The 21635-nt window shown below is 50.2% G+C and carries 21 protein-coding genes; 7 read left to right on the forward strand and 14 right to left on the reverse strand.

Annotated elements, in window-relative coordinates; translation table 11 throughout:
* Positions 1-55: 55 nt before the first annotated feature.
* The 3 genes from panC to folK are packed head-to-tail and all read right to left on the reverse strand — an operon-like array spanning position 56 to position 2068.
* Positions 56-907 carry a pantoate--beta-alanine ligase gene (gene panC, locus BUB59_RS05095; protein ID WP_073226457.1) on the reverse strand — a complete coding sequence of 284 codons (852 nt, stop codon included), beginning with the start codon at positions 905-907 and terminating at the stop codon, positions 56-58.
* Positions 907-1557, reverse strand: a complete 651-nt coding sequence (locus BUB59_RS05100; RefSeq protein WP_073226460.1) for a deoxynucleoside kinase — start codon at positions 1555-1557, stop codon at positions 907-909. The genes panC and BUB59_RS05100 overlap by 1 nt, the downstream gene beginning before the upstream one ends.
* A gap of 1 nt (position 1558) precedes the next feature.
* Entirely contained in the window at positions 1559-2068 is a 510-nt protein-coding gene (gene folK, locus BUB59_RS05105) for a 2-amino-4-hydroxy-6-hydroxymethyldihydropteridine diphosphokinase (protein ID WP_073226567.1), read from the reverse strand.
* A gap of 313 nt (positions 2069-2381) precedes the next feature.
* Between folK and rho the strand changes: the two genes are divergently transcribed.
* The 3 genes from rho (at position 2382) to BUB59_RS05120 (ending at position 6787) form a co-directional block, all read left to right on the forward strand.
* A complete protein-coding gene (gene rho, locus BUB59_RS05110; protein ID WP_234979950.1) occupies positions 2382-4361 on the forward strand; it encodes a transcription termination factor Rho in 1980 nt (659 codons plus the stop codon).
* A 150-nt stretch (positions 4362-4511) separates the two neighbouring features.
* A complete protein-coding gene (gene proC / locus BUB59_RS05115; RefSeq protein ID WP_073226463.1) occupies positions 4512-5318 on the forward strand; it encodes a pyrroline-5-carboxylate reductase in 807 nt (268 codons plus the stop codon).
* Between the two features lie 116 nt (positions 5319-5434).
* Positions 5435-6787 carry a sigma-54 interaction domain-containing protein gene (locus BUB59_RS05120; RefSeq protein ID WP_073226466.1) on the forward strand — a complete coding sequence of 451 codons (1353 nt, stop codon included), beginning with the start codon at positions 5435-5437 and terminating at the stop codon, positions 6785-6787.
* 6 nt (positions 6788-6793) lie between these two features.
* Here the strand turns inward: BUB59_RS05120 and BUB59_RS05125 are convergent, their stop codons facing one another.
* The 4 genes from BUB59_RS05125 to BUB59_RS05140 are packed head-to-tail and all read right to left on the reverse strand — an operon-like array spanning position 6794 to position 10286.
* Entirely contained in the window at positions 6794-7798 is a 1005-nt protein-coding gene (locus BUB59_RS05125) for a TraB/GumN family protein (protein WP_073226469.1), read from the reverse strand.
* Entirely contained in the window at positions 7795-8529 is a 735-nt protein-coding gene (locus BUB59_RS05130; protein ID WP_083540178.1) for an ABC transporter ATP-binding protein, read from the reverse strand. Before BUB59_RS05130 ends, BUB59_RS05125 begins: the two co-directional genes overlap by 4 nt.
* Entirely contained in the window at positions 8529-9488 is a 960-nt protein-coding gene (locus BUB59_RS05135; protein ID WP_073226472.1) for a FecCD family ABC transporter permease, read from the reverse strand. The genes BUB59_RS05130 and BUB59_RS05135 overlap by 1 nt, the downstream gene beginning before the upstream one ends.
* A 15-nt stretch (positions 9489-9503) precedes the next feature.
* Positions 9504-10286, reverse strand: coding sequence for a hypothetical protein (locus BUB59_RS05140; RefSeq protein ID WP_073226475.1), 783 nt, complete (start codon positions 10284-10286; stop codon positions 9504-9506).
* 71 nt (positions 10287-10357) lie between these two features.
* On the opposite strand from BUB59_RS05140, the gene nspC reads away from it, so the two are divergent.
* Positions 10358-11485 (forward strand): carboxynorspermidine decarboxylase, encoded by a 1128-nt coding sequence (gene nspC, locus BUB59_RS05145; RefSeq protein WP_073226478.1) that lies wholly within the window; start codon positions 10358-10360, stop codon positions 11483-11485.
* Between the two features lie 2 nt (positions 11486-11487).
* Positions 11488-11895, forward strand: coding sequence for a tRNA (adenosine(37)-N6)-threonylcarbamoyltransferase complex ATPase subunit type 1 TsaE (gene tsaE, locus BUB59_RS05150; protein WP_073226481.1), 408 nt, complete (start codon positions 11488-11490; stop codon positions 11893-11895).
* A 62-nt stretch (positions 11896-11957) separates the two neighbouring features.
* Here tsaE and BUB59_RS05155 read toward each other — a convergent pair whose 3' ends face one another.
* Genes BUB59_RS05155 through BUB59_RS05165 form a run of 3 tightly spaced genes read right to left on the reverse strand, consistent with a single transcriptional unit; the run spans position 11958 to position 14164 of the window.
* A complete protein-coding gene (locus BUB59_RS05155) occupies positions 11958-12482 on the reverse strand; it encodes a hypothetical protein (RefSeq protein ID WP_073226483.1) in 525 nt (174 codons plus the stop codon).
* An 8-nt stretch (positions 12483-12490) separates the two neighbouring features.
* Positions 12491-12949 (reverse strand): SufE family protein, encoded by a 459-nt coding sequence (locus BUB59_RS05160; RefSeq protein WP_073226488.1) that lies wholly within the window; start codon positions 12947-12949, stop codon positions 12491-12493.
* Between the two features lie 18 nt (positions 12950-12967).
* Entirely contained in the window at positions 12968-14164 is a 1197-nt protein-coding gene (locus tag BUB59_RS05165) for an NAD(P)/FAD-dependent oxidoreductase (protein ID WP_073226490.1), read from the reverse strand.
* 127 nt (positions 14165-14291) lie between these two features.
* Here BUB59_RS05165 and BUB59_RS05170 point away from each other — a divergent pair, with 127 nt between their 5' ends.
* Positions 14292-15704, forward strand: a complete 1413-nt coding sequence (locus BUB59_RS05170) for a pentapeptide repeat-containing protein (protein WP_234979951.1) — start codon at positions 14292-14294, stop codon at positions 15702-15704.
* 92 nt (positions 15705-15796) lie between these two features.
* Here the strand turns inward: BUB59_RS05170 and radA are convergent, their stop codons facing one another.
* Complete coding sequence (gene radA, locus BUB59_RS05175) at positions 15797-17191, reverse strand: DNA repair protein RadA (protein ID WP_073226493.1); 1395 nt, start codon at positions 17189-17191, stop codon at positions 15797-15799.
* Between the two features lie 305 nt (positions 17192-17496).
* Here radA and BUB59_RS05180 point away from each other — a divergent pair, with 305 nt between their 5' ends.
* Complete coding sequence (locus tag BUB59_RS05180) at positions 17497-19272, forward strand: fibro-slime domain-containing protein (RefSeq protein WP_073226497.1); 1776 nt, start codon at positions 17497-17499, stop codon at positions 19270-19272.
* Between the two features lie 105 nt (positions 19273-19377).
* On the opposite strand, the gene BUB59_RS05185 is transcribed toward BUB59_RS05180, so the two are convergent.
* From BUB59_RS05185 to BUB59_RS05195, 3 genes are all read right to left on the reverse strand, one after another.
* The gene (locus tag BUB59_RS05185) at positions 19378-20130 is read right to left on the reverse strand and encodes a hypothetical protein (RefSeq protein WP_143160234.1); all 753 of its coding nucleotides are present in this window, start codon (positions 20128-20130) and stop codon (positions 19378-19380) included.
* Complete coding sequence (locus BUB59_RS05190; protein ID WP_073226576.1) at positions 20123-20683, reverse strand: deoxycytidylate deaminase; 561 nt, start codon at positions 20681-20683, stop codon at positions 20123-20125. Before BUB59_RS05190 ends, BUB59_RS05185 begins: the two co-directional genes overlap by 8 nt.
* Positions 20684-20886: 203 nt before the next feature.
* A complete protein-coding gene (locus tag BUB59_RS05195) occupies positions 20887-21621 on the reverse strand; it encodes an SDR family NAD(P)-dependent oxidoreductase (RefSeq protein ID WP_073226504.1) in 735 nt (244 codons plus the stop codon).
* Positions 21622-21635: the final 14 nt, after the last annotated feature.

Genomic DNA, 21635 nt, shown 5'->3' on the forward strand with positions numbered 1-21635 from the left:
AAAAGCAAAAGACCCCGGCTCTGCCGAGGTCTTTTGCATTTTCTTCGCAATAGAATCAGTTCAGCTCGATGTTATCGATGAGGCGAGTCTTCCCGAAGAAGGCTGCCACCAGGATTACAACCTTATCCTCATTCTTGAGCATGCCGTTGAACTTCTGCAAATCCTTCTGATTCACCACTTCCACAAACTGGACCTGTCCGCGATTAGCGAGAATGGACTTGACCACCAGATCACGAATGCGGACCACACTACGTTCACCCACTTCGTAAGCATCCTTAGCCAACTTCAGGCCAGCGCTAATACCCAGAGAACGTACACGTTCTTCTTCAGTCAAGTATTCGTTACGGCTAGAAAGTGCAAGGCCAGAACTTTCACGAACAATCTTTACGCGGTGAATCTGAATATCGAAGTTCAGGTCCTTCACCATACGTTCGATTAGGAACACCTGCTGGTAATCCTTCTCGCCAAAATAAGCATGATCAGCCTTGGTAATCAGGAACAGCTTAGAAACAACGGTAAGAACGCCACGGAAATGTCCCGGGCGATAGGAACCGCAATACATGCTCTCAAGCGTTTCGTCGCGGACCATGGTCAGCGGGTCTCCATCGGGATACATTTCATCGACGGAGGGAGCAAAGACAAAGTCTGCACCGATATTTTCAGCCAACTTGGCGTCAGCTTCCAGGCGCTTCGGATACTTATCCAGATCTTCGTTCTTACCGAACTGGATCGGGTTCAGAAACACACTGACCACGGTGACATCGCATTCCTTTACAGAAGCCTTGATCAAGGCACCGTGACCATCGTGAAGAGCACCCATGGTAGGCACAAGACCGATCGTCTTACCCTGAGCAGCTAACGGCTTCAGAGCTTGGCGTAAGGATTCGATAGACTTAATAACTTGCATTATTTACCTTCTGGAACAAAATAAGTCGTCTGCTTGGGACAAGATGCGATGGCATCCAGCACAAGCTGTAAGTGAGATTCATTGTGGACAAAATCAATATGGTCTGTATTGATGATCAAGACAGGCGCATAGGGATAATTCCAAAAATGATGATCGTAGCGGTCCATCAGGGCCTTCAGGTAGGACGCCTCGATGGACTTTTCCATGGCACGACCGCGACCGTGAATTCGGTCAAGTAAAGTAGGTACGCTAGCCTGCAGGTATACAACCAGGTCCGGATGAGGAACACCCTTATTCAAGGTATTTGCCACCTGTTCGTACATGGCGTATTCGCTTTCCTGCAGGTTCTGTGCTGCAAAAATCTGGTCCTTTTCGTAAGTATAATCGCTGACCAGCAGGTCGTGGAACAGGTCGCTCTGCAAGGCGGAGTTCTGCAGCTGCTTATGTCGATCCAGCAGGAAGAACAGCTGGGTCTGGAAGGCGTAAGCTTCCTTATTCTGATAAAACTTTTCCAGGAAGGGATTCTCGGCGAAGTTTTCCTCGATAAGCACAGCCTTCCAGCGTTCTGCGATGATCTGCGCAAGGGAGGACTTGCCGACGCCGATGACGCCTTCAATAGCCAAAAAATGAACACCTTTTTCAGTCAGCATACTAGGGTTCCTCCGAGGTAATCACGCGAAAGGACAGCTTTTCTTCTTTTTCAAGAAGGGACGCCAGCATGTTTCCCACGGAAAGCCCCGTCCTCGGGTCCATCCAGTTGGGAGCGATGTCATTCAATGGTACCAACACAAACTGCCTATTCGTTATTTGGGAATGGGGAACGATCAACCTTCCCTCGCAGGTCTGGCTGCCAAAATAAAGCAGGTCCAGATCAATCTCCCTTGAGTTCCAGTGTCCCCTATCCTTTCGACCGAGAATAAATTCCGAACCCTTCAGATAGAAGAGCATTTGTTCAGCAGTTCCAGAATACAGGAAGCTGACCACCTGGTTGAAATAGGGACCCTGACCTTCCGGACCTACCGGAGGAGTTTCGTAAATCGGGCTTTCCAGCCATTCCCCCGAAGACACCTTCTTCAACATTTGGCGACCTTCGCTCAAATGACGGGAACGGTTGGGAAGATTTGTCCCTAGAGCAACAAATACTCTTTCTAAAGAATTCACGCCCCCAATATAGCTTTTCAAGGTGCACATTTTTTGACACCCCGTCAAAAAAAACAGCCTCACGAGATCCAAATAAACGCCGTTATAAGTTTTTTCTAAAAAAGTTCAAAAAAAGGCCTCTTTTCGTGACAAATAGATTTTTTTTATCTATCTTATGACCACCCAAGGGTAGGGTTCATTTGCCCTTTTAACAAATAAATCGTTAATAATCAGATTAACATTCCAAAACAGCCAGAAATTCTCGTTTTCGAGAAATTATCTGTTTTTTATATTAAAAAGTTTCATCAACTCACTATATATATAGGACACCATTGTGGCGACCACAAAGAAAACCAAGACGACTCATTTGGCCGATCAGGAATCTACCGGAATAGAAGTACCCGCAGAACTGGCAGTAAATATCGACGCCCCTGCAGAACAGGAAGTCCAGGCAAAGCCGGCTAAGCGCACTGCAAAGCCCAAGGGCGAAAAGAAAGCCGAAGATAAAAAGTCAAAGAAGCATGCCGCCGAAGAAGTGATGGCAAATGCTGCAGAAGCCCCCGCCCCCAGCGCTGAAATTGTCGAAGCCCCCAAGGCAGAAACCGCTGTAGAAGTTACAGAAAATCAGCCCGCAGAAAAGGTCCAGAAGAACCCTTCCGAAGGCGCTGTCCCTGCAGAAGGCGCCGAAGCCACCGCAAACAATGCTGAAACAAATAATAGCGAAGCAAACAACAGCGAAGCTTCCGAAGGCGATGGTCAGCAAAATAATCGCAACCAGCAGAACGGTCGTTTCAACAAGTTTGACAAGAAGAACAAGTTTAATAAGTTCGACAAGAACAATCGCAACAACAACAATAACAACCGTCCCCAGCAGCAGGAAGAAGAAGACCCCACTCCGCTGCCGGAACCGGATTCCGAAGCCTGGTGCAAGGCTCGCGATTGTTGGGCCAAGTACCGCAAGATGACCATGAGCGACTTGCAGGAACTGGCTAGCCAGAAGGAAAACGTTGACTTCCGCCGTTACCGCAAGCAGTCCCTGGGTCTCTTGCTCCAGAGTCTGGAAAACGAAAACAACATCGTTTACGCCGAAGGCCTTCTGGAAGTCACTCCCCAGGGTCACGGCTTCCTCCGCAATACCGAATTTAACTACCAGCAGGGTCCCGATGACGTTTACGTCAGCCAGAACCTGATTCGCCGTTTTGGCCTGAAGGTGGGTGACACCGTTGCAGGTCTTGCACGCCCGCCCCGCGAAGGCGACAAGTTCTACGCCCTGCGCCGTGTAGACAAAGTAAATTTTGACGATCCCGAAAAGATCAAGCGTCGCGTAGCATTCGAATACTTGACTCCGATTCACCCCAACGAAAAGATTCGCCTGGAACATGATTCGGAAGAATTGACTACCCGCGTCATGGATTTGTTCAGCCCCATCGGTAAGGGTCAGCGTTCCATTATTCTCGCTCCTCCCCGTACCGGTAAGACCATTCTTCTCCAGAACATGACTCGCGCCATCGCCGTAAACCATCCTGAAGTAATCATCATGGTACTCCTCATCGACGAACGCCCGGAAGAAGTGACTGAAATGCGCGAAATCGTGGGTAAGCTTGTTGAAAAGAATCCGGCTTTGAAGGCTGAAGTGGTAGCATCCACTTTCGATGAACCTCCTGACCATCACGCCCGTGTGGCCACCATGGTTCTGGAAAAGGCCAAGCGCCTGGTAGAACAGCAGAAGGATGTGGTGGTTCTCTTGGATTCCATTACCCGTTTTGCTCGTGCCAACAACGTGGTGATTCCCCACTCCGGCAAGATTCTTTCTGGTGGTGTGGACGCCATGGCCATGCAGTTCCCCAAGAAGTTCTTCGGCGCCGCCCGTAAGATCGCAGACAAGCTCGGGGACTTCAAGAAGGATTCCAATGGTCAGGTCATTCAGACCATTTTCGGCGAGCCCGTTCGTGAAGTGATTCAGAAGAACGGTTCCCTCACCATTATCGGTACCGCCTTGATTGAAACCGGTAGCCGCATGGACGAAGTGATCTTCGAAGAATTCAAGGGCACCGGCAACATGGAACTGGTTCTTGACCGCCGTCTGGCAGAAAAGCGCACCTGGCCCGCTATCGACATCTTTAAGTCCGGTACCCGTAAGGAAGACCGCTTGCTCAGCCTCCGCGAACAGGACATTATCTGGAGCGTTCGTCAGGGCATGCAGAACGATACCGAAAACGGCGTTATGGATAAGATGATCAAGTGGATGAAGCAGTACAAGACCAACGATGATCTGCTGGAATTCCTCCGCAAGGCAAAGGACAGCGTGAGGTAAAAATCAACGAAGTTGATTTTTACCTAATTATGAATTATAAAGTACGAATTACTAGAACTAGCTAGGCGGCAGAGCCGCGATTATTCGTCTCGTAATTCATAATTCGTAATTTATAACTAAAAAATTTTCACATTTTTTTAACAACGAATTATGGTTAATAAAATTTTCTTCGCTGGCACCGGCAACATGGGCGGTGCAATTCTTCGCGGCCTTCTTCAGGCTGGTAACGACCCCAAGTCCATTTTCTTCTTTGACCCCAGCGATAAGGCTGCTGCCGAAGTAACTGCTCTCGGTTGCGTTCGCGTGAAGAACTTCGCCGAAGGCGTCAAGAAGGCAGACGTTACTTTCCTTTGCGTCAAGCCCCAGATCTTTAAGCTGGTCGCCACCGAATGGAAGAACGCTGTCAAGGCAATCAAGACTTCCAAGACTTTCATCAGCATTATGGCTGGCGTAACCCGCAAGGCTCTTACCGACGTTTTGGGCACCAAGAACCAGGTTCTCCGCGTCATGCCCAACCTCCCCCTCACTGTGGGCAAGGGTTCCGTAGGTCTCGCAACTGACGGTGTAACCGAAGAAACTTTGGCAACTGCAGAAAAGATCTTTGGCAACATCGGCGTTACCTGCCGCGTTGCAGAAAGCCTCATGGACGCTGTTACCGGTCTTTCCGGCAGCGCTCCGGCTTACGTATTCGAATTCATCGAAGCTCTTACCCGCGGCGGCGTTAAGGCAGGCCTTACCCGCGATGTAGCTTTGAAGCTGGCCCTCGGCACCATCGAGGGTAGCGTGGAACTGGTAAAGCAGTCCGGCAAGAGCCCCAGCGACTTGTGCGCAATGGTCTGCTCTCCTGCAGGCACCACTATCGCAGGCATCGACGCCCTGGAAGCAGGCGCTTTCCGCAGCACCGTCATCAAGGCTGTAGTTGCAGGCACCGAACGCAGTAAGGAACTGGGCAAGTAAGCTACGCTTATTTGCAATGAATGATGAATTATGAAATATGAAAAATAGAATATAGGCGGCTTCGCCGCGATTATAAATATTTTTTCATTCTCCATCCTTAATTTTTCATTTTTGCTATGCTTATCGATTTTTTCACTCAGGAAACGCAAACATCCTCCTTTATCCAGGATGTGCTTTCCTCCGTGAATTATGACGTGAGCGTTCATTCCACAACGTCGCAGATTACCTCCACAAGGAATCAGCGACCTCTTGCCTCCATTCTCCTGTGGGATCTGGATTCATTTCCTAACGAAAACGAAAAGAGCCTCTCCTACATTCGAGCCAATTCTCCGGACACCATGATTTTCGCTTATGCGGAAGATTTGTCCAACTATGGCTCTTCCCTAAACGGCCTTACAGACATCTGCATGAACGTGACGTCACTTCGCGTTCATCTTATGAGCAAGCTATCGGACCTGAAGCGCATTGTGCGCGCTAGGGAAACATTTAGAGACCGCATGTCCCACCTGGTGGGAAACAGCGTTCCCATGGAAAACCTCCGCAAAAGTATTCTAAAAGCCATGATCCACACCAGCCCCGTTCTCATTCAGGGAGAAACCGGCGTCGGTAAGGAACTCATTGCAAGAGCTGTTGCCTGCATGTACGACAAGTTCATTACGGTGAACTGCAGCGCCATTCCCGAAAATCTTTTTGAAAGCGAATTGTTCGGACACGTTCGTGGAGCCTTTACCGGCGCACAGACAGACCGTATCGGACTTTTTGAGGAAGCCGACGGAGGCGCCATCTTCCTGGACGAAATCGGTGATATGCCGCTCCACACTCAGGTGAAACTCCTCCGCGTTTTGCAGAATCGGGAAATTCGTCCTGTAGGCGCCAACAAGACGAAGCATATTAACGTGCGTATTATTGCGGCAACCAACCGAAACTTAAAGCAAGAGGTGGCCGAAAAGAATTTCCGCGAAGACCTTTACTACCGTCTGAACGTTATTCCACTTTCCGTTTCCCCCTTGAGAAAGCGCCCTGAGGACATTGCCGATCTGGTCAACTATTTTATTGGTCAATATCAAAACCCAGGCGACACACGCATTCTTTCTGCAGAAGCGCTCCAGAAATTACAACAGCACAACTGGCCCGGAAACATTCGCGAATTGGAAAATCTTATCCAGCGCACACTCTGTTTTACAAGCAATCCCGTCATTCAGCCGGAAGACTTATTCTTCGACACCGAAAATTCCTCTGGAATTTCAATGACTGCAGATAGCATCACTGCGCTTCCGGCCAACTCAATTGCAATGACCTACGATGAATTTCGGGAAGCCCAGCTGGAACAGGAACGCGTCTTCCTGAAAAAGCGAATCGTCCAGAACGGCGGTTCCGTAAGCACCACGGCAAAGCAGTTGGGTCTCATCCGCACCGCCCTCTACAACAGGCTTCGCCGCCTGGAAATGGACGTGAAGGATCTTTCCTAAAAACAATTAGAAACGTTCAACCTTGTAGCCCATCTTTAAGAGAAGGTCGATAACGTTGTTTCTTTCAAGAGCCAGGTGAGCCGTTCCCACCACCACAAAAACCTTTCGGTCATCCGCCAGGAATTCAGCCACATTCTCAGCCATCTTGGCATTCCGATTATCATAGAGACGGGTCTCGATTTCATTCTTCAACTTGGCGTCGCTTTCGCAATCATCCTCCGGGCGACATTCACCCGTTTCCACATCCAGAAGGATTTGCATCAAGGAATCATTCCCTGTTTTCCAGGAAGTCATAATTCCTGCGATCATGGAATCTAGGCTGGAAATTTCACGAAGGGTATTCTTCAGGTAGTAAATTCCGGCGGAGTCCGAATTCTCGGAACCGGACAGGGCGTCCACTTGCTCTTCCACCGTTTCCAACCCAACAATGACTTTTCCCTCTTCCACCGCACGGCCCATCAGAACGTTATCGATACCATATTCTGGATTAATACCCGTGCGCATAATCGCGACAGAACTAATCATCATGGCAGCAAACCAGGGGCGCAGATGCATCAACATGGACACAGGATAATTCCAGGCGGAGCAAAGACTATCCAGAGAATTCCAAAGCTGTCGGGGCAACACCTGATTCAAGGTTTCTCCCTTAGGAAGCACGCCCTGCTCCATAGATAGCTTTCCAATTTCAGCCGAGACAGAATCATCGCTGACGTCAATTTCTACGCCCAGCTCTTCCGCCCAGACAAACGCATTCTCAACGACAGAATCCAGCGGATAAAAAGAGGAATCTGCAAAATGGATACTTCCCAGCAGCCACACATAAGAATTGTCATCGGAAACTCTCCAGAGGAAATGACGATTTCCATTTGAAGAATCAATCATCACTGAAGCTTGATTTGCGGCGGGTTCAGAAACAGCCTTTGTTTCGGATACACTTTCATTTTTGGATGAAGCGCAGGATGCAAGAGCCAGTAATAAAAAGGCGATTAGGAATACAAGTATCTTTCTCATTCGGTCCAGTCCAGCAAACCTTTTTCACGGGCATCGCAGGCTTTTTCAACGCCAACGTTTCCATCGCAAATGACCATAATGCGATCGCAGTACCGTTCCGCATACTCCACGGAATGTGTAGAAACCACAATGCCCATGCCCCTTTCTGCCGCAAGCATTCTCAGGAGCTTAAACAGCTTATGACTGCGAGGAATATCCAAAAATGCATTGGGTTCATCCAGCAACAAGATCTTTACCTGCTGGGCCACCGCTTCCGCCAGGAACACACGGCTCCGTTCACCGTCACTGAGACTTGCCACCATACGGTTTTCAAAGTCTTTCAGTTCCAACAAGCTGATGGCATCGTCAATTGCTTTTTCATCTTCTCGGGAACGTCCGTCAAAAAGCCCTGCATAAGGAGAGCGGCCCAGGCTCACAAATTCACGAACTGTCATGCGGTCAGGAGTAATGCCACTCATACGAACAAGAGCAATACGCTTCGCCAGTTCCCGGGCGTCCATATTTTTCAGACAAACTAATTCTTCCCGAGAATCATTTTGCAACAAGGAAACGGATCCATCCAAAGCAGGAATCTGCCCCACCATAGTTTTCAGCAGAGTGCTTTTACCGCAACCGTTCTCCCCCATCAAGGCAACAACTTCACCCGACTGCAATTCAAAATCCATAGAATCCGCAAAGGCGGACTTTTCATAACCGAACTGCAAATGTTCGCACTTCAACAGAGCCGTCATTAGCGCACCCTCCCGCCGCGAATAATCACCCACAGCACCACAGGCACGCCCACCAGACTCAATACCGCATTCAAGGGCAATGTCTGGAATAAGGAAGCCGCAAGGCAAAGTACTGCACCGCACAAGGCAGAACCAGGCAACAGCACTCGATGGTTACTGGTCCTGAACAGCATATAGGCCAGGTGAGGAACCGCAATTCCCACAAAGGCCACAGGTCCGCAGAAGGCCGTGGAGGACGCCGCCAGGATGGACGTCCCCAGCAGGATAAGGATTCTACCCAGCTTCACATTCACTCCAAGACCGCGGGCAAAATCATCACCCAGGCGAACCGCGTTTAAATAACGCATGGAGCACGCCACCAGCAAAAGGCCAACCACCGTCACAGCGCCAAAAGCCCCCACGCTATCGCAAGTCAAGCGACCGAAGCTACCCATGCCCCAGCTCACATAAACGCGTAAGGATTCCGCATCGCTATGGACAATCAAAAGGCTCACGATGGCATCGATGAAGTAGCCCACCAGAAGTCCCACCACAAGAAGTACCGTAGAGTTATTGAAGCGGGTAGAGACGGCCATCACGATGGCGGTTACCCCAAAGGCGCCTACCGCAGCAGAACTCAGAACACCAAAATGACCAAAGCTGAATCCAGCCAGAAGGGACAGTGCCACCCCAAGGCTGGCACCGCTACTAATCCCCAGAACGAAGGGGCCCGCAAGGGGATTGCGGAACAATGTCTGGAGGGAAAGTCCAGCCACCGCAAGACTGATTCCAGAGAGGACAGCCGCCACCAGTCGGGGGAAGCGAATCTCCCAGAAGATCCGACTAGCCATGCTGGAGCTGTCACTTGAAAATAGATTTGACCAGGAAATCTCAACCGAACCGGAGGTCAAGGTCAGATACGAAAAAAGAACCGCGAGCGCGGCTAATATCAGGAAGCCTACTCCGGTTCTTAAATTCATAAGGAGAATTGAGCCTTACTTCTTCTTTCTCTTTTCCCAAGCTTCGTAGGACTTCTTCATTTCTTCGGAAGCCTTCGCGTCGTGGCGATAAACTTCGGGAGGAATGTTGTCGAAACCCTGAAGGGCATTGAGCCAGTTATCGTTCAGGTCGCGGAATTCCAACTTGTTCAAGTTGTAGACCAGAGAGTCACCAGCCAGGTCGAAGGAGATGAAGTCCCAGCGGACCACCTTACGGTCGGTGAAAACTTCGCGACTGACCAGGGACTGGTCGGAATCGAAGCGATAACGAGCCTTGAAGGTGTATTCGCCAGTCATCTGGTAGCGACCGGAGTCGGAATAAGTGCGGGTCACACCAACCAGGGTGTCATTGGGAGTGAAGCGGAGCTCTGCATCGCGGAAGGCATGGCCGTGAGCGATGATAGGAGTGCGCCACACACCGACCATCTTTTCCTTCATGGCCTTCTGGAGAGTGGTATCCACGTTCCAGTGGTCGAAGTTCTTCTTGTCGTACTTGGCACGCTGGACGTACTTGCCTTCCTGGATCAGCTTACGAATGCTGTCAGCCTTAGCCTGGGCAAGACTGTCGGAATTGCGGGTACCTACCGCGGTGGTGACACGATTAATGGAGTCAAGCTTTGCCTGAATCATTTCATCGAGGGTTGCGGTTGCACCACGAGGGGTAGCGACGACCTGAGAATTAACTTGCACTCCCTGGTTAGCCGGCTGGGCCATAGCCACCTGGAAGAACGCTAAAGACAAAGCTGTCAAAACAATATGCTTATAAGAAGAGAAACTCATCACTCTAAATCTAGTTAATGGAAAGTAAAAAAGTAGAAGAAAAATGGTAAAAAAAGGCTATCTTTGGGCATATGTTAGACTATTCTCAAGTTCCTTCCCCCTGTTATGTCCTGGATGAAACCCGTCTTCGTAAAAATATGGAGACTTTGGACGAAATTCAGAAGAAAACTGGCGTTAAGATTATCTGTGCCCTGAAGGGTTACAGTTTCTGGAGATCCTTCCCCCTGGTGGGCCAATATTTGGCAGGAGCAACCGCAAGTTCCCTGAACGAAGCCAGACTGGCCAAGGAAGAAATGGGAAAGGAAGTTCACGTTTTCGCACCGGTATACGAAGACGATGAAATTGACGAAATTTTAAGCTACGCCGGCCACATTAGCTTCAACAGCTTCAGCCAGTGGCAGCGTTTTAAAGACAAGACCTTGAAGGCTGGTGTAAGCGCAGGCATCCGCGTCAACCCCCAGTTCTCCACCGTAGACACGGATCTTTACAACCCCTGTGGCAAGTTCAGCCGTCTAGGTGTGACCGAAGCAGAATTCAAACCTGAACTCCTGGATGGAATTGATGGTCTGCACTTCCACGCCCTGTGCGAACAGGATGCCGACGCCCTGGAAGGGGTCCTGAAGGCATTCGAGCAGCACTTCGGCAAGTACCTCCCCCAGATGAAGTGGGTGAACTTCGGCGGTGGCCACCATATTACCCGTAAGGATTACCACCGTGATGAGTTGGTTCGAATCCTGAAGGACTTCATGGGTCGCTATCCTCACCTGACCGTAATTATGGAACCGGGTGAAGCCGTGGGTTGGCAGACGGGCGAACTGGTAGCCTCCGTCGGTGACATCGTTCACAACGAAATGGACATCGCAGTTCTGAACGTGTCCATCAGCGACCATATGCCGGACTGCCTGGAAATGCCCTACCGCCCCGCCATTACAGGCGCAGGTATGCCCGGAGAAAAGAAGTTTACATACAAACTAACAGGAAATTCTTGTTTGGCAGGTGACCAGCTGGGAGACTTCTCCTTTGACCATCCTCTTGAAGTCGGGGAAAAGATCATCTTTGAAGATATGATTCACTACACCATGGTGAAAACCACATTCTTCAACGGAGTACGTCACCCCAGCATTGGTAAGTTCGACGAACAGGGCAAGTTCCATTTGTTGCACAAGTTCACCTACCAACAATTCAAAGACAAGCTGTAACAATGAAATTTACATCGGAAGAAGATACTTACAGCTGGGCGGTGGAGTTCGGGAAGAGTCTACAGCCGGGAGACAAGGTGGCCATGTTCGGAAACCTTGGGGCGGGAAAGACGGTGATTAGCCGTGGGGTCTGCAAGGGCCTGGGATTCGAAGGATCCGTCTGCTCCCCCACCTACACCATCCTTCACGAGTATCCTAACAACCCGCCTATTTTCCACTTTGACCTTTACCGTCTAGAAGGTGGAGCAGATCTTTACGAAGTTGGCCTGGACCCGGATTATCTTTCTCAGGGAATCAGCCTGATTGAATGGCCGGAACGTCTGGAAGGTAACGATCCCGGTCTAACCCACATCATCCGCATCGAGATCTTGAACGAGACCGAACGAGAAATCACGCTGGAAAAGATTTAACTCCCTTAACGGAAAAGTCCTCGGCAAAGCCGAGGACTTTTCGTATCAAACACTAGCGGAAATTACTTGCCGAGGGATTCAATCTTTTCCCATTCAGCCTTTTCGCCAACGCCATTCAGCAGCATGGCACCCTTGTATTCCTTGAGAGCCTTCACTGCAGAAGTGGTATCGCCATCCTTCAGGAAGGACTTGGCGTCTGTAAGGAAACCCTGCTGGATAAAGCGCATGGAGTCCACTTCCACCAAGCGGTTCTGACCCAGAATTTCCAGGGAGTCGCTGGTGAAGCTCAGGTCCATGGTTCCCTTGTAGCATTCTTCCATTTCAATGTACTTGGAAGCATCGGTAGCACAAGCTTCGTAAAGAGCCTGGCACTGGGCATAGACTTCGGCAGTCTTATTCTTGGCATACTTATAATACTGATAACCGCCAACCACAGCAGCGATAATCACAATCAGGAAGACGCCATCGGACCAACCCATGACGGGTGCCTTGGGCATCTTGGGCTTGCCGTTAATGGTTTCGCCTGCTTCCAGGCGTTCTTCTGCTTCGTCAAAAGGACTCTTTCCGTTCAAGAAACTAAAAGCCATTTTTCACCTTACTTTTTAGAAATTGCGTCATAGACGCGTGCGTACAAATAAATCTGCTTCAGGAGGCTGGCAAAGCCATTGGAACGTGTGGGAGAAAGCCCAACGTTCAGGCCAATGTCCTGGAAAAACTTCGGGTCCACCGCAAGGATATCGGCGGGAGCCATATCGTTGTAGATGCTCAGAGCGAGAGCGCCTAGACCGCGGCTGATCAGCGGGTTGGTGGTACCGCCTTCTACATCCATCTCGAAATGGATGGCGCTACCCGTAAACTGAGGAACAAGGTACATGGTGGCGGCACAGCCTACCACGATGAACTTTTCATTCTTCAGAGATTCGTCCATACCCTTGTGAGCCTTTGCCAGACCAATGATATAATTCCACTTGTCATCGGGATCTGCACCAGGGGCAGTGAAAGTCGCGAACTTGGCGCGGACTTCTTCGAGACGTTTTTCAATGACTTCGGACATGATCAATCAACCTTCTTACTACCAATGCAGGAAAGAACGCATCTTCCAGACTAGCGCGGGGCTTGCCCACAGAACGTTAAAGAAAATACGGAAAATAGTCTGCTTCTCGCGGGGCAGCTTGGAAAGACGGAGCGCCGCCTTATCAAACTGATCGTCGGTAATCTGGTTGAAGCCATCCTTACCGCGGGCAATCTGCATATGGGAATTCCCCATTTCCTTCATCCAGCGCTTGGTGGCGTTCTCTTCGATCGCAGAACGATTTGCACCGGAATCATTCAGCCATTCAAAGGCAGCCTCGGCAACAATCTTGCCGCAAAGCAGAGATTCCGTAATGCCGGAACGGCTAATGGGATTTACGCAGCTGGCGGAATCGCCGGCCTTAAAAAGACCGCACTTGGCAATAGGCTTGTTGGACTGACCACAGGCGATCTTACCACCATAAATTCCCTTTACCGTAGCACCCGGATAATCCTTAGCGATAAAGTCCAGCAATCTCTGACGCAGGGAAATATCGTTTTTAACGTTCTTTCCAAGGACGAGACCAATATTCACTTCCTTGCCATCACGGGGGAAAATCCAGCCATAGCCATCCTTGAATTCGCTACCGAAGAACAATTCGATATGTTCACGGCTATGGGGAATGCCCTCTGCCACTGCAAAAATGGCAGGTTCCAGGTCCGTAGCACCATCTTCCATCCCTTCCAGGCAGGAAATGTTGCGGGTAAGCTTAGCACCCGGGCCCGTAGTGTCTATTATAATAGTGGAGTGGATTTTTTCTTCCACGCCCTGCCTAGAGACCACCAGGTCCCAGCTATCCCCAACACGTTCAATCTTCTGGACAGCCGTGTCAAAATGACATTCCACACCGGCCTTGACACATTCGTCAGCAATGTTCTTGTGCAGAATAGAGCGATTCAGCTGCAAACCGCAATTTTTGCTGTAGAATTCGGCGCGGTAACGCTTGGGGGATGTAAAGTAGATACCGGAGAGATTTCCACGAACAAAGGAGGAATCCACCGGCCAAAGTGCGCTTAGGCGACGAGTAGACACGGCTTCTGCACAGAAAATAGGCTCTTTCCAGGGTTCTTTTCTGTCTAAGAACAAAATCCGTCTAGCACCGCTGGTCAATCTTCCCAGGGTACAGGCAGCCATAAGACCGGCAGGACCGGCCCCACAAACCACTACATCGTACTGATTTGACGCAAAAAAACTCATTTCGACCTACAAGTTAGCTTTTATTTAAAGACTTTTTTTAAATCTGTTGCAGTTTTACAAATTTTTTAGTTATTTTAGGGCTATCCGTTATTTGGTTTTATCCTTAAAGGGAAAATTGTATATGAATATGAAGAGAGTATCTAAGTTTGGCCTCTGCCTGGTCAGCGCCCTGGCACTGAATGCCTTCGCCCAGACCGATTGGGCAGGCAAGGACCTGAATGTTTCTTTTAGTAACAAGAAAATCGACGGTTTTGACTTCTCCAAGTCCAAGGCTGTGAAGAACACCACCGACTTCCGTCGTGCAACTGGTGAAAGCCCCAAGTTCGCAAAGGCAAACCTTCCGGAAGTATCCTTCCAGAACGCTGTGATTACCAGTGCAAACTTCGAAGACGCAAACCTCCAGAAGGTCGTCATTAGCGGTGCAGATATTCGTAACTCTTCCTTTGAAGGTGCAAACCTGGAAGGCGCAAACCTTTACCGCGCCACCCTCCTTGGTAGCCAGTTCCCCAAGACCAACATGAAGAATGCTCGTCTGGACGCTATGAAGGTGGACGAAAATACCGACTTTAGCAAGGCTGACCTCTCCATGGCTTCCGTTATGGACGTTGACCTTACCGGTGCAGATTTCACTAAGGCAAACCTCACCAACACTAACTTCTCCCGTTCCTTGATGGCAGGTGCAGACCTCCGTAAGGCAACTTTGGTGAAGACCGACTTTACCGCATGTAACCTCATTGCAGCAAAGTTCAAGGGTGTTGACCTGATCGACGTTAACTTCGCCAAGGCAGGTCTTTCCCAGGCTGAATTCGGCGGTGCAGATTTCAAGAACGTGAACCTGCAGGAAGCAGACCTTTCTCTGACTACCTTTAACGATGTTGACCTTTCCAAGACTCAGCTCCAGAAGGCCAAGTTCGCTCAGTCCACCGTCAAGAACATGAAGTTCTCCGGCCAGGACCTGACTGGCGTGGTATTCGATAAGGGTTCCGTTTCCAAGAGCGAATTCACCAAGAGCAAGCTGAACAAGGCTTCTTTCTACGATGCAACAGTGGAAAAGAACGAATTCCAGGGTGCAGAACTGATGAAGGCAGTGTTTGACGGTGCATTCGTCCGTAAGAACATCTTCGATAAGTCTGACCTGACCAAGGCAAACTTCGCAAACTCCACCATCGAACGTTCCGACTTCATTCTCGCCCAGATGGGTGGCGTAAGCTTCGCAGGTGCTAAGCTGGAAATGGTGAACTTCACCAATGCCAACATGCAGGGTATCAAGATTGACGCCGACACCAAGATGAACGACGTTGACTTCTCCGGTGCAAATCTGGAAGGTGCAAAGATCGAAAAGTTCACCGCTAAGAAGGTGATTTACGATAACAAGACCGTCTTCCCCTCCGGCTTCGATCCTCGTCAGTACGGTTTCACCAAGCGCGGTGAAAAGGCTGCAGACATTAAGGTTTCCGGCTCTGGCAAGGGCAAGGTAGCCGACGACGCAATGCCGAAGAAGAAGAAGAAGCGTAAGAAAGCCGACGACGACGAAGATTAATTCTTCCCTTTTAACGGATTATGAGAAAAGGCACTCGAGAGAGTGCCTTTTCTTTTTTTCCTTTTTTTGCTATTTCGATTTCTTTTAGGGGCTTATTGCTTATCCATCAGCCAGGAGATGGCCTCCCCCAGGGTTTTGACTCGAGTCACCTTCAAGGAGCTTTTGGAGTCTGCCGGAATGTTTCCGCCAGCGGGAACGATGGCCTCGGTCATCCCCAGGCGACGAGCTTCCTTAAGGCGCTGGTCCAAGAGGCTTACACTACGGATTTCTCCGGAGAGGCCCAGTTCCCCGATGGCGATAGTCTGACGGGAAAGTGGAATACCCAGATGGTTGCTGGCGATGGCCAAGGCCAGAGCCAAGTCCGAGGACGTATCGTTTACCTTCATGCCGCCAGCGATGCTTGCAAATACATCGGAAGCCCCGATGGTAATGCCCCCAAACTTTTCCAGCAGGGCAAGAATGATGGTGAGGCGTTTGGCATCGATACCGGCGGCCACCCGCTGGGGTACCGCGAAGGTAGATTGATTGACAAGAGCCTGCGTCTCGAACAGGAGTGCGCGGGAACCTTCCAGCGTGCAGCAGACCACACTGCCCGGTGTAGGCGGTACGCCCTCCTGCAGGAATACCTTGCTGGGGTTGGGAACCGAGGCAAGCCCGTGGCTCGTCATCTCGAAGACGCCGATTTCATCTGTCGCTCCAAAGCGGTTCTTGATGGTACGGAGGAGGCGGTACTGATGGTTGCGGTCCCCTTCGAAGTAGACCACCGTATCCACCATATGTTCCAGAATGCGAGGGCCGGCAATCTGACCGTCCTTTGTGACATGGCCGATCAGAACCGTGATGCACCCGCTATTCTTAGCCCACACCATCAGGTCCAGAGTACATTCCCGAAGTTGGGCAGCAGAGCCCGGGGTTCCATTCAGGTCGCCTTTATAGACGGTCTGGATGGAGTCGATGACCAAGATCTGCGGTTTGATTTCGTTTGCCTGCTGGATGATTTTTTCAAGACTTGTCTCGCACAGCAGGAGCATGTCCGAGCCTGCAACATCTAGACGTTCGCTGCGAAGCTTGACCTGGCAGGCGCTTTCTTCGCCACTTACATACAGGGCCTTGACTCCGGCGGCGTTCATGGTAGCAAGAGTCGTCAGAACCAGAGTGGATTTGCCAATACCGGGATCGCCGCCAATGAGGACAAGGCTTCCGGGAGCGAAGCCACCGCCCAGCACGCGGTCGAATTCCGTATTGGCAGTACTTAACCGTTTCGTATCTTCGGTAGCTACATCCTTGAGGGAAACCACCTGATGGACAGGACCGCCCAGGCCTCGTCCACCGCGACCTGCGGCCACATCCAACTTTTCTACCACATGTTCCTTAAGGCTACTCCAGGCCCCACAGAAGGGGCACTTGCCCGCCCATTTAGGAGTGGTGTTACCGCATTCCGTGCAAAGGAATTCAATTTCTTTCTTGTTTTTATTTACTGCTACCATGAGCACCAATATAGATAAACCCTTCTGACACTTTATGTCAAAAAATAAAAATAGTGCTCAAATTTTCACTTTTGCAAAAGACACTGTATACCCACAATGTTTAAATCCTACCCAAATGTTGCCCCAAGTTTACATTTAGGCGGTTTTGGGAGAATTTGCGCTTGAACTGACCCTACTTGACTGCGGTTTGACTGCGGATGGTCATAAACACGGAAAGTATACAGTGTCATCGGAGTTAACGGCAACTGGGAAACAGTTCGGCAATTACGCTCATTCCTCTGGCAACTTTTTTCAAAGAGTACGATGTGGACACCTTGTACTTTGTTCCTGATCAGGAACAATTCCTCACCGAAGGCGATGATGGTTGGTATACCCAGTTCCCTGAAGGTGCAGAAGGCGTTTGCAAATATGACATTCCCATGGTCGTTTACGATACTGACGCAAAACTGCATCCCGCATTCTCCTGCTATGGAATGACAGGGGAAGGATGTCAGAAGGGAGCCCAGGGAATCAGCGCAAGCGAGGCTCTAAAGGCAACTGACGCTTGTATAGGCATCACAACCGGCCTGGTAGAAAACACCCTGGACGAAACCGTCAATCAGTTCAAGCGCAAGCCTAAGTTGACTAAGAAGGGTACAGCATGTTTCTTCAGCGAAGAACTCTTTAGCCAGCTCTTTAATGCGACTCAGGATGTAAACGAAGCCAGCTGTACTACTCTACCCTTAATAAGATCAAGCAACTATGGATGGGGTTTTGAGTCCGACTTCTTCCAAAGCCCTGGTGCAAAGGATCCTGGCGGATTCTTCCCGGTAGAACAATCTACAGACGAAAGTATTAAGGCAATGGGCTCAACACCCTTGGCAGATGCCCGCGTAAAGCGCGCTGCAGATGGTCCTATTTTCTACGGATCTGAATTGAGAAAGATCAACGAAGCTACCGGTTACGCAAACATCAAGACAGTCTGTAACGGTCCCGGCTGGGATGGTGGCAAGGATTGCGAAGGCGTATTTGGAGATGGAGACAAGACCGAAGCGCTTATCCAGAGCATTTACCGCGATGCCAAGTGCGTAATCGGCTGGTCCTGCCCTGATCAGGCACCCGAAGAATGGATCTTCTTTAAGGACGGTACAGAAACAGCATTGTCTTCCAGCGAAAACAAACTTTCCGGATCGTCCCGTTGGACCGGCGAACGTAACCAGCACTTCTGTACAGAATCTCACCTTACCTTCACTTACAACGAAGGTCAGACCTTCTCTGTGCTTGGCGATGACGACATATGGGTATACATTGACAACAAGTTGGCCATCGACTTGGGCGGCACCCATCTAGCAGCCCCGGGCTTTGTAGACTTGAACAAGTTTGTAGGCAAAAGCGGAAAGCTGGTTGTTGGCGAATCCTACAATCTGGACATGTTCACCTGCGATCGCCGTACCACCATGTCTAATCTAACCGTCGAAACCAACATCTTCATGCGAGCAAAGCAGTCCTCCATTCAGGTTCAAGCAAGTAAGGATCAGAATTCCTCCACCACCACCAACTACCAGATCTGTTACAGAAAATCCCAGAGCGATTGCCAGAACATGATCAACGGCACTATTGAGGATCCCGAAACTTGTGCATCTGCACCGAGCATCAAATTCGTCCTGACCAAGGGAGAAAATTACAATAGCGACGAATCAGTAGTTCTTGAAGTCGGCAAGGTTCATTACGGAGGCATTGACTTGACCAACATTAACAAACCCTTGATTGACAGATCCAAGATTAACGATCTTTCCGATGGCGAATATACCCTGTTTGCTGAAATCGAGGGCAAACACAAGAAGATTACCTCATTCCGCATTGGCGGTGAAGACGCCATTACCACAAAGCCAGTGGCAGCCTCCAACCTGAAGGTTCATTCTAACGGAGCATCCATTGCTATTACCGCACAGGGCGCCAAGACATTCGCTGTCATGGATATGATGGGCAGAGTCCTGAAGTCCGGCAACCTGATGAACGGACTGGCAAGCATCCCCATGAATCGCAGCGGAAGCTTCATGGTACGCGTAGGCAACCAGACCCAGCGAGTAAACCTGAAGTAATCCAAATTACAAGCAGTTTATAGCTGTACAAACATTTAAGGCAGATCCTTTTAGGGTCTGCCTTTTTATGTTCCTCAAAATACAAGCGCTTGTATTTTTACGGGGTTAATAAAAGGAAAGGGAGAATCCCAACTGAGCGAAGTAGTGATACTTCATATCCGCATCGAAATTCTTTTCAAAGCGGACGCCCCCATCCACAAAACCGTGAAGAACCCGGTCAGAGCTGGCCAAGGGAGAAAGGCGCAGGCCTACATCGTTCATATAGGTAAAGCTGCGCTTGTGGAACCCTTCGGAAATAAGCTGGGTATTCAAGCGGCTTCTGTCCAGAATGCCTAACCAGGCGCCAGGAACCACAGGAACGTAGAAAGTTCCACACACGGCATAAACCGGAATAAGGGCGATGGTTGCAAGGACGGTGCCTACGGTTCCCATCTTTTCGGGAGCCTTGGTGGAATCCTTCTTGGTTTCAGGACCGCGGAAAAGAGGACCAATGCCACCCATAATTGCGCCCGCAGCTACAATCCACAGGGATTCATCGGAGACTACCTGGAAATCCTCGGCGCCGATCTGCAGGTGCAGCGGTTCAAAGCCTACGGACACAGGCCAGCTCTTGGAAAGAGGGAACATGTAGCCGATACCAAAGTCAATGCCGTTACTGGGAGCGTAGCTAGAACGTACATACAAGCCGGCGGCAAGGAACTTGGGATAGGGATTCAAGCCGGAGCCAATGATTCTTGCCACCTGCTCGTTACTCAGCTTTTTTACTTCCGGCTGGGTAGCTGTAGAGTCTTCCTGCGCGAAGGAGGCGCAGGACAAAGCCAGCAGAAGGGCAAAAAAGCTTGACGCAATTTTATGCATTAGGCTTGCTCACCACCGGGCGGATACGCTTACCGCAGAGGGTCACCACGATTTTTGCCTGAGCGAACATGTAGTAGGCGGTATCGCGGCTGTTATTGAGGGTGGACTTGGGATCGTAATCATCCTTCGTCACGAAAACTTCGGAAACGCCAGAAAGGCTTACATCCAGAGCGCAACGTTCGCAGGGGAAGCCAATGACGTAAAGCTTGGAACCTGCAGGGACCTTACCGCGGGCATAATGGAGAGCGTTGATTTCGGCATGGACCATAAAGGGATACTTGTTGGCCTCGAATTCGTGATGGCTCAAGAGTTCGCCGGAGTCTGCATCCAGCAGGTCGTATGCCAGCAGCTGCTTTTCGCGGGTGTAAGGCACGGTCTCATCGTCAAAGCCTGCGGGAGCGCCGTTGTAGCCGGTACTGATGACGCGACCTTCGGGAGACACCAGGATAGCGCCCATCTGAGTGTTCTGATCTTTGGAAAGACGAGCCTGAGCCACCATCATCTGGGTGTAGACTTCGTCGCGAAGCTTTGTACGAGAAGAGTTATTATTCATGATGGACAAAATATATATAAAAATGCTAGATCCTTCGCTTTCGCTCAGGATGACAGACGGATGAACGGTTCAAGATGACATATAAGAAAAACTGGCAGCAACCGAAGTCACTGCCAGCTTTTTGGGGGTTAGGAGGATCTACTTAGGGATTTTGCCCTGTTTTTAAGGTTTTTCCCTATTTTCACCTATTTAGATGCACGAGATTATTCGACGGTTGCACCTTTTTTCACGGCATCTTCAAGAGACATGCCGGTAAATTCCTGAGCGCAGAACCAGCGACCGCTCTTCTTGTCATCCAGCAGGACACCCACCATGGAACCCGGAATCACAGTTTCGGGAGCGTTGGGAGCGGCGGGGCCACCCAGATCCGTACGGAGCCAACCCGGATCCATGACGTTCATCATGACGTCGGTACCATTCAGCTTGACGGCAAAATCCTTCACGAACTTGGTGAGGGCAGCCTTTGCACAGGCATAGCCCATCAATTCCGGTTCGTTGGCGATGCCGCTGGTGGTAAGCTGCATACGGCCAAAGCCACGCTGGATCATGCCCGGAAGGAAATGATAGGCAATCTGGATGGGAGCGTAGAAGTTCACAGCCATAGCGTGGTGAAAGTCTTCCATGGTGTTGGAAAGGTAATCCTGGAAGTAATGGCTCATGAGACCTGCATTATTGAACACCAGGTCCACCTGGACACCCCAGGAATCGATTTCAGCGAGAGCGGCAGAGATTTCGTCGGCGCTTTCCAGGTTGCAGCCAACAGCACGCACTTCCACGCCATAGGGTTTCAATTCTTCGATGACCTTATCTGCGTTGGCCTTGCAACGGCCCTGAAGAATAATATTTGCGCCAAGCTTTGCCATTTCGATGGCCGTGAGACGGCCTACACCACGGCAGCCGCCGGTAATCAAGGTCCATTTACCCTTAACGTCAATCATATTTCCAATCCCGT

The organism is Fibrobacter sp. UWEL (assembly GCF_900142535.1).
GTDB lineage: Bacteria > Fibrobacterota > Fibrobacteria > Fibrobacterales > Fibrobacteraceae > Fibrobacter.